Here is a 14,900-nt window from a genome sequence, read left to right on the forward strand (position 1 = left end):
AAGTTGTATTGTTTAGTGTTGACACAGCTGTTCTAGTCAATTTCACTCTAACAAAATTGATGTACTTTTAGGAGCAATAGTTTATTTCCGCCAAAAATTCATATCTCCTGCTTTATCCTGAATATTAAATTCTATTATTTCCTCAAGCAATTCGTAATTTACAGGTTCTTTCCACAGAATTCGGAACAAGCCTTTTGTGTGAGTGTAGCCAGCATTGGTAATGTCATCGGCAAAGTGTGCAATGCCAGCTTCTTCTGGGGAAATGCTCATATGATTCTTCGATGTGGAAAAGCCAATGATAAATGTTCCATGATCTGTGAACATTGGTGTATTCCACTTGATTTGTGGTTCTAAATTTGGATACTTGCTAGCAACCCATGTCAAAATTTCTTCTGTTCGTTCGCGGTGATCTGGATTATCGATACCTGATAAATATTCTGCAAAAACTTCCATGTCTTCCTCCTTTGATATTATTTATTTTAGCCAAAAGATTTATCTTTCAGCATTTGCTAGTTTTTTATCTTCTATTAGAATACATAACTATAAATACTTTAGTCCAATTTATCACCTCAACTACTACAATCTATAACTATTTATTAGTCTAGCAAAGTAAAAACCGAAGCTTATGGCAATTGTTAAAAAGAGAATGTGAAATAAACTAAATTCACCTTTAAAGAAAAAATCGTATACAATCTCACCTATTAAAACCCCAATAAAAATCCCCAAAATGATATTTTTCACTTTATTACACCGCCAATCTTTCAGTAATGATACCATAAATAGGAAAATTATAGATATAACGATAAGAAGAATCATTTATAATATTTACAATTGCAAGAAATTAAATGTTAAAATCGACTGGACAATTGAAAATAAATTCTAGAGAATGAAAAATATAGTTATATTCTCTATTTCAATTATTCAAATAAAATATAGGAGACTAATAATATGTTAAATTTAAAAGATATTCTATTACTTGATTTCGCATACTTGGAAACCTTTACGAAACGATTCGATACTTCCTGGGGTGCTTTTTTTTGCAATGAAAACCAACCAAATTATTATGATGCAAATCATGCGCATATAAGCGATTCTTTTCATGATCCAAAACAAATCCTTGATGAAGTCAAAGATTTTTATATTTCTAGAAATATCATACCTAGATTTTATATCTATAATTTAGATGTCCAACAAGACTTAATCTCTGAGCTTAAGTCAAATAATTTTGGCTATGAAGAACTCATTAGTCCTGTTCAGTTATGGGACAATCAAGTTATTAAAATCGAAAAAAGAAAACTAACCTCTATTGAAAAGGTTACCAAAAAGAATTATCAAGAAGCATTAGAAATCGAGTCTAGCATCAAGGAATTTGGTGGAAAAGAAATCATACAGAAAGTCTTCGAAGAACAATTCAATCATCCTTCTTTCACACACTATCTTCTTCGATATGATGGAACCCCTTGCTCAACAGCATGTATTTTTGAACATAATCATCAAGCTCGATTAGAGAGTGTTGCGACACTCGAAGAATATAGAGGAAAAGGCTTCGTAGGTGAACTCATTCAATTTGTACAAAAAGAAATTACGAATAACGGTCTAGAGAAACTCTGGGTATTTCCAATAAATGAATCAATCGAAAAAGTATATCAAAAATATGGATTCCAAACGGTAGATAAGCTTAGAACAGGACATGCTTTTTTAGGCGGAAAAAGTATCAAAGAAATTCAGGGGTAAGTATCCTTTCAATTTATAAATATAAGCCATTTTGACAAGATGTATCAAAATGGCTTATTGCTTTTTATTTCTAAGTATATTGTCTAGTCAACTTTAATTTGTCCCATCATGCCATTATCTTCATGTTCAAGAATATGGCAATGGAACATATAGATTCCCTTTTGTGTAAACTTCACAGCAATTTTTGCTTTTTGACCCGGTTTCAATGAAATCGTATCTTTTAAACTAGATAAATTTGCCGGTGGTTCTTTACCATCAATTGAGATCACTCGGAATTGTGTGCCATGGATGTGGAATGGATGGTTCATCCCCCCCATTGCATCTTTTACATTATCAATTTCCCAAACTTCCGTTTCATTTACCTTTTGTGTAAAATCGATTCGATTTGGGTCAAACTTCTTATCATTAATCGTCACATTGTTCATCATGCCCGCCAGTTTTATTGTTTTTGTGACCTTTTTGTTTTTCATATCATCGGTAGTACGAATAGAATTTAATTGGTTTACAGTTTCTACTGTTTTGGAATGATTTACGGTTCCTTTTAGATGAATTGGTAAAATTGTTTTCTTGTCTTCATTGACTAGAGAAACTTCATTTTCCTTCACTTTTGTTAAATCTACAATGACCTCTACTCTTTCTCCAGGTGCAACTTCAATCTCATTTGTTGTAGTAGGTTTATTTAAGAAACCACCGTCACTTGCGATTTGTTGGAATTCCATATCATTATTAAAATGTAACGTATAATTCCTCATATTAGAACCGTTTAAAATGCGTAATCGAACTTTTTTTCGCTCGATTGTTAGTTTTGGGTTTACAACTCCATTGATTAACAGCGTGTCCCCTGTCGTTCCATCTTCATTCAACACTTTGTCATAATCTAGTTGTTTATCTTTTGTAAATGTTTTATCTTGAAGAATAATTGGTAGATCGTCTTCTCCATATGATTTTGGAATATCTAATTTCTCGCTATTCTGATCATCAATATAAAGCAATCCTGCTAAGCCTTTATATACTTGTTTGCCTGTTTCATGCATTGGATGTGGATGGAACCAAAGTGTTGCTGCTTCTTGATTCACTTTAAAGTGAATGGTCTTTGTTTCTCCTGGTTTTAATACTTTATGTGGACCGCCATCTTCGTTTCCAGGAATTTCAAGTCCATGCCAATGGAAAGTAGTTTCTTCATCTAAATCATTTACTAAATGAATGTTGACGTTCATGCCTTTTTCGAGGCGAATAACAGGGCCTAAAAAGTTACCATTATATCCATATGTCATCGTTTTAACCCCATCATAAATTTCAGAAGTACCTTGTTGTGCTCGAACTGTATATGAAATTGAATTGTTCTTCTTTTGGTCTGGTCCAAGCATTTTCGGAAACGTTAATTCATTTTCTCCAAGGCTACTGTTTAACTCTGTGATGGATTCATGGCTCATATCCATATTGGTGTGGTCCATGCCCCCCATATTCATAGATGAATGATCCATTCCCTTCATGTCTTTACTGGAAGAATGATCACTATTACTTTCACTACAAGCACTAAGTAACCCAAGACTAATTATCATACTTGCTAATGCCACTTTCTTCATACATCAACACGTCCTTTCGCAACGATCATACGAAAGAGTTGTGTAGAAATTATGTAGAAAGAGGCATTTTTATATAAAAAGTTGTTCCTTCATTTTCATGACTTTTTACTGTAATCGTTCCACCGTGTGCCTCAACAAGTTTTTTCGTTATGGTCATTCCAATTCCACTACCGGGATAGAGATTTTCCCCTCGATAATTTCGCTGAAAAATCTTTTTACTTGTTTCTAAATCCATACCTACTCCGTTATCTTGGATAAGAATGATAAAGTAGTTACTTTCTTTAAATAATTTAATGAGGATTAAGCCTTCTCTTTGAACATGGTACATGGCATTTTTAATAATATTATGGAGAATTTGATTTAATCTAAGCTCGTCTACATGCGCATGGATTGATGAATCTAAATCCAATTCTAGCTGGATATCTTTTTCAAGCAACTCACTGGCAATTCCTATCACAGCTTTCTCTATTAAATTTTCGATTGTTTCTTCTTTCTTCACAACTTTAAACGTTGGACTATTAATATCATTCAGGGTATCTAATTCTCCAACAAGGAGGATGAGTCGATCAATTTCTTCCACACATGCTTGCAAACGTTCAGGAGTCGCTGTCCAAACTCCATCTTCAAATGCACTCAAATAACTTTTAATCGAAGCTAGTGGATTTCGAATTTCATGAGCAAGATCTTGTGTCATTTCCTTTCGGCGAAGCTCATAGGTTTCTAATGTTTCGTCTAGTTTTAATAAGGATTGTCCTAATTGTCCAATTTGATCATCGATTGTATATGTTATATGTAAATTCCGCTTTCCCTGTACAAGTAATAAAGCGAAATTATTCATTTCTTGAATAGGCCGTGCCAATGCACGTGCGATCAATAAACTTGAAATTAGTATGACAACGAGCAATACCGCTATAGACCAAAATGCCGTCTCTCTTAAGGCCATATCAAAATGGTGGATGACTTCTTGAGAATCTGTTATATGTAGCATCATTAAATGTTCATGCCCTTTATAAAGCAAAATGCCCGTAATCATTAAAAGCATACTTAAAGTGAAAATCGCTATTATAAATGCAACTTTTATGTTAAATTTCATCTTTTTCAACCTTTTCATTCATCTTATAACCTAGTCCGAAAACAGTTTGAATGTAGTTATCCTTTATTTTTTTACGGATATTCTTAATATGTTGATCAACTACCCGAAGATTTATATCCATATCAAATCCAAATATCTTTTTTATAATATCCTCTCGGCTAAAGACTTTTTTAGGATTTTCAACTAGTAATAGTAAAATGCTATATTCATGTTGTGTTAGTTGAAGACTTTCTTGATTTAATAATACCTGTCTTTCATTTTTGTGAATTACTAACTGTCCAAATTGAATGATTTGTTTTTTACGTGATTCAGGTAATAACCTCTCTGCTCTCACTATAATTTCTTTAGGGTGAAATGGTTTTACTACATAATCATCAGCACCTAATTCAAATCCCTTTAGCTTATCATCAATTGAGATTTTGGCCGTAAGCATTATTACTGGAATATCGTAATTTAATTTCACGTATTGACATATATCTTCACCAGCCATATCGGTTAACATTAAATCTAAAATAATCATATCCAGCGGTACCTCATCTACTATTTGAATAGCTGACTCGCCAGTATGTGCAACATAAGTGATATCTCCATTCTTTTCAAAATAAGATACCAATACATTAGTAATCTTTTCTTCATCATCTACGATTAAAACTTTCATGTATAAAATCTCCTGTTTTCTTTAATTATATTTTAAATATAATCTAATTACTTCTATAAAATATCAATTACAATAAGACATATTTGTGTATTTTATTGTATGTCATAATGAAAATAATACATATTAAAAGAAAACATGGTGCTATTCAATTGGAAATGCACCATGTTTTATTTTCTAGGAAATGAATGGGTATTTATTATCGTTTAATTTATAGAGATCGTTTATTAAAAAAGGGAGATTTTTATGTCTGAAACTGAAAGTACTAAAACAACACATGAAGAAAAACATTTTATGGCATCTGATTTCATTCGTGATATTGTGATCGGTATGTCTGATGGATTGACTGTACCCTTCGCACTTGCTGCTGGACTTTCAGGCAGTATTTCAAATGCAAATCTAGTTGTTGTAGCGGGTGTAGCTGAAATTGCTGCTGGGTCAATTGCGATGGGACTCGGTGGTTACCTTGCAGCACGTACAGATGAAGAGCACTATGCTTCCGAACTTGAGCGTGAAAGAAGAGAAATTGTGGAATTGCCGGATCGAGAACGCGAAGAGGTGGCAGAAATATTACGTGAATGGAATCTACCTGAATCTGCAGTTAATGAAGCAGTTGAAGCTATGAGTAAAGACTCTGATAAATGGGTCGATTTCATGATGAAGTATGAACTTGGACTAGAAAAACCGGAGCCAAAGCGTGCATTAACAAGCTCCGCTACCATTGGCGGTTCTTATATAGTTGGCGGTCTTATTCCTTTGTTCCCCTACATGCTAATTCAAAATGCAAATTCAGCTTTACTTCTTTCCGTCATTATGACACTTATCGCTTTGTTTATCTTCGGATTTGTAAAAGGACGTTTTACAGGTGCAAACCCATTTAAGAGTGCTTTCCAAACAACATTAGTCGGAGGTATCGCTGCAGGTATCGCCTTCTTAATAGCAAGACTGATTTCATAAAATTTGTCCAAAGAAAAACACCTTCAAAACTTTGTATATAGAAAATATACGTGCTTTGAAAATGCTCTAATGGAGATAACATCTGTTCTTTTTATTTTGTATATCATGCATTTTTTTGATTTTTATCCCTCGATAATTGCCAAATATGATTAGTAATTTCGATTGCTTCTGGTGCATGCACGGTATCGCGAAAACTATTGTAAAATTGGAATGCTACAACACTTAAAATATGAAAACGTGGCTTTTCTTTTCCTAGTTCTTCGATTAAATAATCCAGATACTCGTTTTGTTGAAAGCTCAGCTTTTCCAAATATGCTTTAAAACCTGTAACTTGTTTCAATAGCTCTTGTTGATCGACGGTCTCAACAAACGTATGTTCCTTAATATAATCTTCAAAATACGTACCAAGCATTGTTTTTTGTTTTTTAATCAGCTCTGGTATAATCGCATCAAGTTGAGTGAGAACAAAGTTTACACTATCAGTGACATTTCCACGTGGATAACCAATGATCTTTCCAATATGAAACATTTGATGCATCATACCGAACAAAAGAATAGCCGCATCATAATGATAGGGAACCAATTTAAGACCGTAGATGTCTAATAGTCGACGAGCAGTCCAATTTATCTCTTGTAGAAGCATTTGATCGACTAATTGTTTTAACTCCTTATCACCAGAATGTAGAATAGATTCAAAAATTGGCAATAGATTTTGTTCTTTATTCACCTGCAGAGAAGAAATCAGTTGAGCGGCAAGTACATTCTTGTCGTTCTTTTCTTTTCCTGTTAAAGCTTTGATTTTGCGTACATTCGTTTCTTTTCGTCCAATATCTAAAATAGCTATTAAACATTCTTTTTTAGATGGGAAATAGTTGTAGAACGTCCCTTTTGAAATTTGAGCTTCATCCAAGATATCTTGAATCGATGTTTCCGTAAAACCTTTTTCAGAGAATAATTTTACACAAGCCTTAATAATTTGTCGCTTACGGTTGTTCATATATTCACCTTTTTTTAGTATATTAAGTTGAACTAACAGTTTAATTTTACCCTATTTCTACACGAACCGGCAAGTGAATGGACTAACATTATAATTATGAAAGCCCTTTCTATTAAGGTTTCCAATACCCTCTCTATATTTTTCTTGCAATAATTGAACTGCGAGTATAAAATAAATCAAGTAAACTTAAAATATAAAAATAGGATAAGAGGGATTTAAGCATGAACACAACACATAAAAAGCCCCCTTACTTGATGATTGCAATATTATTCGTCGGGGCATTCGTAGCGTTTTTAAACAATACGCTTTTAAACGTAGCGCTTCCTTCTATTATGAAGGATTTTGATGTTGAAGCATCAACTGTTCAATGGCTAGCAACTGGTTACATGTTAATAAGTGGTGTACTTGTACCAGCTAGTGCATTTTTAATTACGCGCTTCAAAAATAAAACATTATTCGTCACTTCAATGACGATTTTCACAATCGGTACAGCATTAGCGATTTGGGCACCAAGCTTTGGTGTGTTACTAGCAGCTCGTATGATTCAAGCTCTTGGCGCATCAGTAATGGGTCCATTATTAATGAATATTATGTTAGTTAGCTTCCCTGTTGAAAAACGTGGGGCAGCAATGGGAATCTTCGGTCTTGTTATGATCATGGCACCAGCCATCGGTCCTACATTATCTGGTTACTTAGTTGAGCATTTCTCATGGCACTACTTATTCATTGTTATCTTACCATTCGCTGTAATTTCATTATTATTGGGAATCTTTAAATTCGATAATGTAATGGAAACAAGACCTGTTACAGTCGATGTATTATCCATCATCTTATCTACAATTGGTTTTGGTGGCCTGTTATATGGATTCTCTACTGCTTCATCTGCAGGTTGGAATGCATTCGAAGTTTGGGGTACTATCACAATTGGTACAATAGCTTTAATCATCTTTGTACTTCGTCAATTACGACTTGAAAAACCACTTCTAAGCATGGAAGTATACAAACACCCAATGTACGCTATGGGTAGCATAATCTCAGTAGTTATTTCAATGGCGATGTTCTCTGGTATGATCTTAACTCCATTATATGTACAAAATGTTCGTGGTATTTCACCATTAGACGCTGGATTAATGATGTTACCAGGAGCACTTGTAATGGGGCTTATGTCACCAATCACTGGTAAATTATTTGACCGTATTGGTCCTCGTCCTTTAGCAGTAGTTGGTTTAGCAATTGTATCCATTGCAACTTACTATTTATCACAATTAAAATTAGATACTACTTACACTTACTTAATCATTGCATACACTGTTCGTATGTTCGGTATGTCAATGGTAATGATGCCTATCATGACAAATGGTTTAAACCAATTACCACAACGTTTAAATCCACATGGTACAGCACTTAACAACACACTTCAACAAGTTGCAGGTGCAATCGGTTCTGCAGTTATGATCACAATCATGACAAACCGTACAAAGAGCGAAGCAGACGACCTAGACATTAAAGCAACTGTTGCGAAAAAAGTAAAAGAAAAAGCAATGGAAGCTGCTCAAAACGGTGAACAAATGACAGAAGTTCAAATGGCCAAATATGGTAAAGAAGTTGCTAAACATTTAGCTAACAAAGCCATGGTAGAAGGTATTAACTTCTCATTCTTCATCGCTATGATCATTACAATTGTAGCACTTGTCTTATCTTTATTCTTAAAACGAGTTAAAGTAACACCAGCACAAGTTGAAGAAGACAAAACAGCAAAATAAGCATTTATTCAAAGTGGCACAAACTGATATTTCAGTTTTGTGCCATTTTTTTATTTACGTATTAAAGATATGAAATTATGAAACCACCAACTGCTCCTGTTAGCACAATTACCCAAGGCGGAAGCTTCCAATATACTAACATGAAGAATAGAATTGCTGCCAGTGCAAAATCCATAGATGATTTAATCGCACTGGTCCATATTGGCGTGTATAGTGCGGAGATTAAAATACCGACAACAGAAGCATTTACTCCAAGCAGAGCTCCCTTAACCTTTGAATTTGTACGAAGCGCATCCCAAATTGGTAACGACCCAATGATCAAAAGGAATGCAGGCAAGAATATCGCAAATGTCGCAAATATTCCACCTTGCCAGCCGTTCATAACAGCTCCAATGTATGCCGCAAACGTAAATAACGGCCCTGGTACTGCCTGGGTGATACCATAACCAGCCAAAAATTCTTGTGTGCTGAGTAAACCAGTTGGCACAAATTCCTGTTCTAACAATGGTAATACAACATGCCCCCCTCCAAAAACTAGGGCCCCTGCACGATAAAAACTATCAAACATACTAATCCAATTACTAGATATTAATCTACTTAGAATAGGAAGAAAAATTAACAATATAAAGAATAACGCTAAGCTTAAATATCCAAGACGTTTTGAAATAGGAAAAAGCGATACGTTTGTTTGTCCTTCTTTTATGGATTTATTTTTATAAAGAAAATATCCAACAATTCCTGCTATTAAAATCACACCAATTTGAGTAAATGCAGTTTGCCAAATAAGTGTAACTACTAATACGAACAACGCAATCGTTTTTCTCTGAATGTCAGGCGCATGATGTTGAACCATTCCTATTACCGCATGAGCTACAACTACAACCGCTACAATCTTTAATCCACTTAGCCAGCCAGCATCTCTAATATCATAAATTTGAAGTAAAGACGCAAAAAAGATGAGTGCTATAACAGACGGTAAGGTAAATCCAAGAAACGATATTATTCCTCCAACAATTCCCCCACGCGCAACGCCTATCCCAATGCCTACCTGACTACTTGCTGGACCCGGTAAGAATTGACTCAAGGCAACGAGATCCCCATAGTTTTTCTCGTTGATCCACTTTTTTCTCCTGACATACTCTTCATGAAAATAACCAAGATGTGCTATTGGACCACCAAAAGATGTCATCCCTAGTTTTGTTGCAACCATCCAAATTTCCAACCATCTCTTCCACTTATTTTCCGCTTGCTTTTTCATCACTACCCCACTTTCGAATTTCGAAATGCGCTATATTCTTTCTGGTATGCTATCACCTCTGAGCATTGTTCTATATTTCATATTTTATCTCTCGCCATCTAAGTCTTCCTTCATTATTTGAATAGTTGCACTATGTATGTCAGAGATTACTAGCAAACTTTGCTATTATGAAGTTACCCCATCTAATTTTTTGATTCAACATAATCAATAATTATTTACAATATTTACAGTAACTTAAATAAATTTATAAAAGGCCATACTCAAAAATCGTACATTTACGACTTTCGAGACGGCCCTTTTATTTCATTCTATTGTCTTTTCTTTGTCTTTTTATTATTTAACTTTTCGGTTGCAGTCAATGGCTCATTCGCAAATTCCTGATTGAAATCTCTAGATTGTTGATCACGAGTTGCTTGTTTATTATTGAAATCCTTGCTCAATTGTTTACTCATTTTTTGATTTTCGTTCATGTTTACCACCTCCATAAGAATAGACTTTGCAAATTCTTATGAAGTATTCCAAATAAAAACCGATTGCTCTTTTAGGTTGAACAGAGTTTATTTCTTTTTTTCGATGTTTTATTTCTTTTTGATAGCTATTTATCTCTTTTTTGTATGTGTTTATTTCCGTTTAGAGCTTATTTATTTCTCTTTATGGTCATTTTATTTCTTTTTATAGCCAGTTCCTTCACTTCATTTAAAACAAGTGTTTCACGTTTTAACCAATTATTCATCTCAGGATATGTGAATAGGGTTTCATTTTGGTTTATGGCTTCTTCAAGATTAACCCATTTTGGCTTAAATTCTTGAAGAGTTTCATATGCATCTAACTCCTGATGAACTGTTTCTTTGTTCTTTAATGCACATATGTAATAGTAGGAATTCATTTGAAATAAATGATCACTTTTAAATTTGTCTATTTTTCGTTCAATAACAATTCCAAAAAAATCTTTCACGATAAAGTTTATGTAACCAGTTTCTTCTCTAACTTCCCTCAATAATGCTTCAATATGGTTTTCGTTTTCTTCTACACCGCCACCAGGAAATTTAAAGTCTCCCTTATTTGTTTGAATTAGTAGAATTTTATTTTCATGAATAATTATTGCTTTAACAGCGTGTCTTTGAATGATACTTTTAGGGTTTTTAACTAATGGAGTAGTTTCTAGTATCTTTTGAAAATGCATTTTTTCACCTCTTGCCTTGTGGCTGAAATTTACTATAATCTTTTTACAATGCCTTATAATTACTAATAGCACAAACCCGTCTTTGATTTGTGCTACAGTTTTAAATACTATATGTGAATGCAGCCCACTCATCCAAATTATTTGTCTGAATTCCCCGACTGCATTTGGTAATTTCTTAAAAGCATTGCATTTGATCGAATCATCCCAAACTTCTCATAATAAGGAATTAAGTCTTCATCGCAACATAAATCTATCATATAAATTTCGTCCAGTTCTTGTAACATTCATTTTACTAATTCTTTGCCAATTCCTTTATTTTTGTATTTTGGTAATACTTCTAGTAACGGAATGTAAGCAGATAGAACGCCGTCACTAATAAACTCCAAAATTATTTTTAGTTAGTTAGTAGATGATATATATCAAAAAAATAATAGCAACATAGCGACCTCCAAACACTTTTCAAATACTATACATATTCTACTCAAATACCGAAAACTCCTGCTTTATACTTTAAAAGATTGAATGATTAAAAGATATCCCTCAGCTTTATAAATGTGTTTATAATTTTATAGTTCTCAAAAGGAATCCGACTGTATATTCATACAAATTTTAAATTTATATAAAAAGAAATGAGTTTTAAAGACTCTATTAAAAAAAGATAGAAGAGGTTAATGTGTTCTCTTCTATCTTGCATCGTGTTCACCCTATTTCACAGTTACATTTTTTATAGTACTCCAAGAGCCGTAATATGATTTACCAGATAAGGTTTTATACGCTCTTACTTTCACATAATATTTTTTGCCTTTTTTCAAGTTTTTTATTGTTTTAGTTACCGTATTTTTACTTGCTATTGTGACGCTTTTTGTTTTACTACTTGCAAATTTGCTACTAGTGGAATATTGAATTTGGTATCCACTAGATGAAGCAATACTCTTCCAGTTTACTTTTATACTGTGTGCTTTATCTTTTTTAACGCTCGATACTACAGTTCCTGGATTAGTAGTGGTCTTTAAGACATCGCTGTAGGGTCTGTACTGATTCGTTTTACCATTCGTTTTATAAGAACGAATTTTAAATTGATACGTTGTTCCAGGAGTAAGCTTTGATAATTCGTAACTGTTTGACTTACTTGTAATAGTTTTTAACAATTTGTTTTTACTATCATATTGATAGATTTTGTAACCCGTTACATCATTTTGTTTAGACCAAGTTAGTTTTAAGGAATTACTACTTCTCTTAGAAATAACAAGATTCTTTACCTGAGGAAGATTGGTCGTAATTGCAATTTCACTACTTAACGTACCGTAGTAATTCAATATCCCCAACGTTTTAAATGATCGAACTTTATAGCGATATGTTGTTCCGGCACGTAAGTTGCTCATTGTATAGCTACCTATATTCCTTGAAATAGTTTCGAAAAGTTTATAGCTATTGCTGTCCGTATCATACCTGAAAACTTGATAGCCCGTTACATCTTGTTTTTTCCATTTAAGTTTTAAAGAATCTGATTCGATGATACTTGCATGTAAATCTTTAATTTGAGTGGGATAATCAGTTAATCTATAATCAAAAGTATCCAAGCCAAATCGCGTTACACTATCAGGAATAGTAACACTCGTTAATGGATTATTACTAAATGCATGGTCTCCTATTTTCGTTACGCTTTCCGGAATATCTACATTCGTTAATCTATTTTGATTAAATGTACTCTCCGAAATTTCAGTTATACTATTGGGAATAGATACATTTAACAAGATATTATTACTGAATGCACCATCTCCTATACTTGTTACACTATTAGGAATAATGACGCTCGTAAGTTGATTATTTTTAAATGCATAATCTCCTATTTTCGTTACACTATTCGAGATAAGGAGACTAGAGAGTTGATTCCCCTTAAATGCAAATGATCCAATTTTCTTTACTCCATTCGGAATGGTGACGTTCGTTAACTGATTATCTTCAAATGCAGAATCGTATATACGTGTTACACTATCAGGAATGGTGATACTTGTTAATTTATTTCCTTCAAATGCAAATGGTCCTATTTCCGTAGTTCCATCTGGGATGGTAACACTTTTTAATGGATTATCACTAAATGGAGATTTCTCTATTATTAAACTTTTCGGAAGGTTTATACTCGTTAGTTGATTAGAACTAAATGCATACTTTCCTAAACTCGTCACACTATCGGGGATGGTTATACTCGTTAATTGATTATTGTAAAATGCATAATCCTCTATAGTTGTTACACTATCGGGGATGGTGACAGATGTTAATTCATTATGATCAAAAGCAGAATTCTGTATTTTCGTCACACCATTTGGAATGATTACATTGGTTAATCGATTAGATTTAAATGTATCATGCACTATTGTCGTCACGCTTTCTGGAATCGTGACATTCGTTAATTGGTTTTCACTAAATGCAGAAGACCCTATGCTAGTTACACTATTGGGAATAGATACACTTTTTAGTTGATTCTTTTTGAATGCACCATCCCATATTGCTTTAACGCTATTTGGAATGTCTACTTTTTTTAATTGATTATTTTCAAATGCACTATCCCATATTGTTTTAACGCTATTCGGAATGTCTACTTTTTTTAATTGATTATTTTCAAATGCAAAATTTTCTATACTCACTACACTGTCTGGGATTGTCACACTTGTTAACTGATTACCTTCAAAANAAATTTTCTATACTCACTACACTGTCTGGGATTGTCACACTTGTTAACTGATTACCTTCAAAAGTTCCTGCCTCTATTATAATTACACTTTTGGGAATGACTACGTTGGTTAATAGATTATTTTCAAATGCAGAACTCTCTATATACTTTACATTATCTGGTATATCAACACTTTTTAATTGATTATTTTCAAATGCTCCAGTTCCTATACTCTCCACTTTTCTAGGAATCAACACACTAGTTAACTGATTATAGCTAAAAGCATGACCACCTATATTCGTCACATTATCAGGGATTGTTACACTCGTTAATTGATTATTACTAAAGGCATTGACTCCTATATTCGTCACACTGTCTGGAATCGTGACACTCTTTAACTGATTATAGCTAAAAGTATAATTACCGATACTCGTCACATTGTCAGGGATTGTCACACTTGTTAGTTGATTATGATCGAATACACCATCGCCCATGATTGTCTTACGATTATCTGGCATTGTTATATCTGTTAGTTGATTTGATTTAAACGCATACTTCCCTATTATTTTAATACTTTTCGGAATAGTTAAATCCGATATTTGATTAAAACCAAATGCAAAATTGCCTATACTTATTACACTATCGGGAATAACGAGACTTTTTAATTGATTATAAGCAAATGCATCTTCTCCTATTGTCGTCACACTTTCAGGAATGTTGACATTGGTCAGTTGACAATCATGAAATGCATAATCACCTATATTCGTCACGCTTTCTGGGATAGAGATGCTCGTTAAATCTTTTCTATTAAAAGCGTAATCCCCTATACTCGTTACAGGCTTATTATTCAGTTCACTTGGAATCTCCACATTTTTTGATTTCCCATCGTAACCTATAATTTCTACTTTTCCATTTATATCAATATATTTAAAATTGCCTTCTTGAAGTGTTTCCGCACTCACTGGAATAATTGGAGAGTATAAAATATTTTGTGTAAATAGAA

12 protein-coding genes and 2 pseudogenes are annotated in these 14,900 nt (G+C 33.4%); 3 read left to right on the plus strand and 11 right to left on the minus strand.

Annotated elements, in window-relative coordinates:
- Positions 1-81: 81 nt before the first annotated feature.
- Entirely contained in the window at positions 82-453 is a 372-nt protein-coding gene (locus tag CW357_RS13520) for an iron chaperone (RefSeq protein WP_119415148.1), read from the minus strand.
- 495 nt (positions 454-948) lie between these two features.
- Between CW357_RS13520 and CW357_RS13525 the strand changes: the two genes are divergently transcribed.
- On the plus strand, positions 949-1,734 hold the full coding sequence (locus tag CW357_RS13525) for a GNAT family N-acetyltransferase (RefSeq protein ID WP_119415149.1): 786 nt from the start codon (positions 949-951) through the stop codon (positions 1,732-1,734).
- Between the two features lie 83 nt (positions 1,735-1,817).
- Here the strand turns inward: CW357_RS13525 and CW357_RS13530 are convergent, their stop codons facing one another.
- From CW357_RS13530 to CW357_RS13540, 3 genes are all read right to left on the minus strand, one after another.
- The gene (locus CW357_RS13530; RefSeq protein ID WP_369973758.1) at positions 1,818-3,296 is read right to left on the minus strand and encodes a multicopper oxidase family protein; all 1,479 of its coding nucleotides are present in this window, start codon (positions 3,294-3,296) and stop codon (positions 1,818-1,820) included.
- A 73-nt stretch (positions 3,297-3,369) separates the two neighbouring features.
- The gene (locus CW357_RS13535; protein ID WP_158582325.1) at positions 3,370-4,413 is read right to left on the minus strand and encodes a sensor histidine kinase; all 1,044 of its coding nucleotides are present in this window, start codon (positions 4,411-4,413) and stop codon (positions 3,370-3,372) included.
- On the minus strand, positions 4,403-5,071 hold the full coding sequence (locus CW357_RS13540; RefSeq protein ID WP_124218326.1) for a response regulator transcription factor: 669 nt from the start codon (positions 5,069-5,071) through the stop codon (positions 4,403-4,405). The genes CW357_RS13535 and CW357_RS13540 overlap by 11 nt, the downstream gene beginning before the upstream one ends.
- Positions 5,072-5,314: 243 nt before the next feature.
- Here CW357_RS13540 and CW357_RS13545 point away from each other — a divergent pair, with 243 nt between their 5' ends.
- Positions 5,315-6,025 carry a VIT1/CCC1 transporter family protein gene (locus CW357_RS13545; protein WP_124218327.1) on the plus strand — a complete coding sequence of 237 codons (711 nt, stop codon included), beginning with the start codon at positions 5,315-5,317 and terminating at the stop codon, positions 6,023-6,025.
- A gap of 103 nt (positions 6,026-6,128) precedes the next feature.
- Here CW357_RS13545 and CW357_RS13550 read toward each other — a convergent pair whose 3' ends face one another.
- The gene (locus tag CW357_RS13550) at positions 6,129-7,022 is read right to left on the minus strand and encodes a TetR/AcrR family transcriptional regulator (protein ID WP_119415154.1); all 894 of its coding nucleotides are present in this window, start codon (positions 7,020-7,022) and stop codon (positions 6,129-6,131) included.
- A 221-nt stretch (positions 7,023-7,243) separates the two neighbouring features.
- Between CW357_RS13550 and CW357_RS13555 the strand changes: the two genes are divergently transcribed.
- Positions 7,244-8,785 carry a DHA2 family efflux MFS transporter permease subunit gene (locus tag CW357_RS13555; protein WP_124218328.1) on the plus strand — a complete coding sequence of 514 codons (1,542 nt, stop codon included), beginning with the start codon at positions 7,244-7,246 and terminating at the stop codon, positions 8,783-8,785.
- A gap of 61 nt (positions 8,786-8,846) precedes the next feature.
- On the opposite strand, the gene CW357_RS13560 is transcribed toward CW357_RS13555, so the two are convergent.
- The 6 genes and pseudogenes from CW357_RS13560 to CW357_RS18905 form a co-directional block, all read right to left on the minus strand.
- Entirely contained in the window at positions 8,847-10,043 is a 1,197-nt protein-coding gene (locus CW357_RS13560) for a chromate transporter (RefSeq protein WP_119415156.1), read from the minus strand.
- 308 nt (positions 10,044-10,351) lie between these two features.
- Positions 10,352-10,513, minus strand: a complete 162-nt coding sequence (gene sspO / locus CW357_RS13565) for a small acid-soluble spore protein O (RefSeq protein ID WP_241155095.1) — start codon at positions 10,511-10,513, stop codon at positions 10,352-10,354.
- Positions 10,514-10,680: 167 nt separating this feature from the next.
- The gene (locus CW357_RS13570) at positions 10,681-11,226 is read right to left on the minus strand and encodes an NUDIX hydrolase (RefSeq protein WP_119415157.1); all 546 of its coding nucleotides are present in this window, start codon (positions 11,224-11,226) and stop codon (positions 10,681-10,683) included.
- A 137-nt stretch (positions 11,227-11,363) separates the two neighbouring features.
- A pseudogene (locus CW357_RS18630) lies at positions 11,364-11,603 on the minus strand (GNAT family N-acetyltransferase); the annotation flags it as partial.
- Between the two features lie 327 nt (positions 11,604-11,930).
- The coding region (locus CW357_RS18900) for a leucine-rich repeat protein (RefSeq protein WP_371684211.1) at positions 11,931-13,917 on the minus strand (1,987 nt) is incomplete at its 5' end.
- A 1-nt stretch (position 13,918) separates the two neighbouring features.
- A pseudogene (locus CW357_RS18905) lies at positions 13,919-14,859 on the minus strand (leucine-rich repeat domain-containing protein); the annotation flags it as partial.
- Positions 14,860-14,900 lie beyond the last annotated feature (41 nt).

The organism is Rummeliibacillus sp. TYF005, from assembly GCF_003844195.1.
In the GTDB taxonomy this organism is placed as follows: domain Bacteria; phylum Bacillota; class Bacilli; order Bacillales_A; family Planococcaceae; genus Rummeliibacillus.

Bases quoted from the DNA above. Each gene is read 5' to 3' on its own strand.
- CW357_RS13560 (WP_119415156.1), bottom strand. From the start codon at position 10,043: ATGAAAAAGCAAGCGGAAAATAAGTGGAAGAGATGGTTGGAAATTTGG.
- sspO (WP_241155095.1), bottom strand. From the start codon at position 10,513: ATGAACGAAAATCAAAAAATGAGTAAACAATTGAGCAAGGATTTCAAT.
- CW357_RS13555 (WP_124218328.1), top strand. From the start codon at position 7,244: ATGAACACAACACATAAAAAGCCCCCTTACTTGATGATTGCAATATTA.
- CW357_RS13535 (WP_158582325.1), bottom strand. From the start codon at position 4,413: ATGAAATTTAACATAAAAGTTGCATTTATAATAGCGATTTTCACTTTA.
- CW357_RS13520 (WP_119415148.1), bottom strand. From the start codon at position 453: ATGGAAGTTTTTGCAGAATATTTATCAGGTATCGATAATCCAGATCAC.
- CW357_RS13545 (WP_124218327.1), top strand. From the start codon at position 5,315: ATGTCTGAAACTGAAAGTACTAAAACAACACATGAAGAAAAACATTTT.
- CW357_RS13530 (WP_369973758.1), bottom strand. From the start codon at position 3,296: ATGATAATTAGTCTTGGGTTACTTAGTGCTTGTAGTGAAAGTAATAGT.
- CW357_RS13525 (WP_119415149.1), top strand. From the start codon at position 949: ATGTTAAATTTAAAAGATATTCTATTACTTGATTTCGCATACTTGGAA.
- CW357_RS13550 (WP_119415154.1), bottom strand. From the start codon at position 7,022: ATGAACAACCGTAAGCGACAAATTATTAAGGCTTGTGTAAAATTATTC.
- CW357_RS13570 (WP_119415157.1), bottom strand. From the start codon at position 11,226: ATGCATTTTCAAAAGATACTAGAAACTACTCCATTAGTTAAAAACCCT.
- CW357_RS13540 (WP_124218326.1), bottom strand. From the start codon at position 5,071: ATGAAAGTTTTAATCGTAGATGATGAAGAAAAGATTACTAATGTATTG.